We start from the raw sequence: 1,446 nt of genomic DNA on the forward strand, positions 1-1,446 counted from the left end.
CACCCGCCGTGCTGCGCGAAGCATCAACGGCCTGAACCCCTTTCTGAACGCTCTGAACATGCACGACACATCCGCCTCTCTCTCGTCCCCCCGCCTGCCGCTGGAAGGCCTGCGCGTGGTGGAGTTCACCCACATGGTCATGGGCCCCACCTGCGGCATGGTGCTGGCCGACCTGGGGGCCGAGGTCATCAAGGTCGAGCCCGTGGACGGCGACCGCACGCGCCACCTGCTGGGCGCGGGCGCGGGCTTCTTCCCCATGTTCAACCGCAACAAGAAGAGCATTGCGATCGACCTGCGCAGCCCCGAGGGCCTGGCGGTGGCGCGCAAGCTGGCCGCATCGGCCGACGTGGTGGCGCAGAACTTCAAGCCCGGCGTGATGACGAAATACGGCCTGGACTATGCCGCGCTGAGCCAGGTCAACCCGCGCCTCATCTACGTSARCCACAMSGGCTTCYTGCCCGGCCCCTACGASCAYCGCACGGCKCTGGACGARGTGGTGCAGATGATGGGCGGCCTSGCCTACATGACCGGCCGCSCSGGCGACCCGCTGCGCGCRGGCAGCAGCGTGAACGACATCATGGGCGGCATGTTCGGYGCCATCGGYGCSATGGCSGCGCTGATGCAGCGCGGCATCACCGGGCGCGGGCAGGAGGTGGACTCGGCCCTGTTCGAGAACAACGTGTTCCTGGTCGGCCAGCACATGATGCAGTACGCCGTCACCGGCAAACCGGCGGCGCCCATGCCCGACCGCATCTCGTCCTGGGCCGTGTACGACGTGTTCAGCGTGAAGGACGGCGGGCAGATCTTTTTGGCCGCCGTGAGCGATGCGCAGTGGCAGACCTTCTGCGACGCCATGGGCTATGGCGACCTGAAGGCCGACACCGGCCTGGCCACCAACAACGACCGTGTGCGCGCCCGCCCCACGCTGATGCCGGTGCTGCGCGAGCGGCTGGCGCAGCGCACGGCGGACGAGCTGGCCGCGATCTTCGAGCGCCACGGCCTGCCGTTTGCACCCATCCGCCGGCCCGAAGAACTGTTTGACGACCCGCACCTGCAAGCCACGGGGGGCCTTGCCGACATCACGCTGCCCGATGGCGAACGTGCCGGGCAGACCGCGCAGATCACGCTGATGCCGCTGCGCATGGACGGCCAGCGGCTCGATGTGCGCTGCGACCCGCCGCGCCTGGGCCAGCACACGGCGCAGCTGCTGCAGGGCCTGGGCTACACGGCCGATGAAGTGGCCGCGCTGCAAGCCACCGGGGCCATTGCCTGATTTTTCCTTGACGACCGGGGCAACCCACGCGGCGCAGACCGCAGGCCCCGGATTCCAACCCCACTACCGGAGACAACCGTGCCCCAGCCCACCCCTGCTTTTGACATGCACCGCATCGCGCCCGCCCGCCATGGCGTGCTCACGCGCCGCCAGGCCCTGGCCACCGGCGCGGC

At 69.4% G+C, this 1,446-nt stretch carries 1 protein-coding gene; it reads left to right on the top strand.

What is annotated here, in order from left to right:
• The first annotated feature begins 58 nt into the window (after window positions 1-58).
• Window positions 59-1,273 carry a CaiB/BaiF CoA transferase family protein gene (locus AC04MI_RS25135; RefSeq protein ID WP_476499041.1) on the top strand — a complete coding sequence of 405 codons (1,215 nt, stop codon included), beginning with the start codon at window positions 59-61 and terminating at the stop codon, window positions 1,271-1,273.
• Window positions 1,274-1,446 lie beyond the last annotated feature (173 nt).

The organism is Acidovorax sp. LjRoot204 (genome assembly GCF_056175785.1).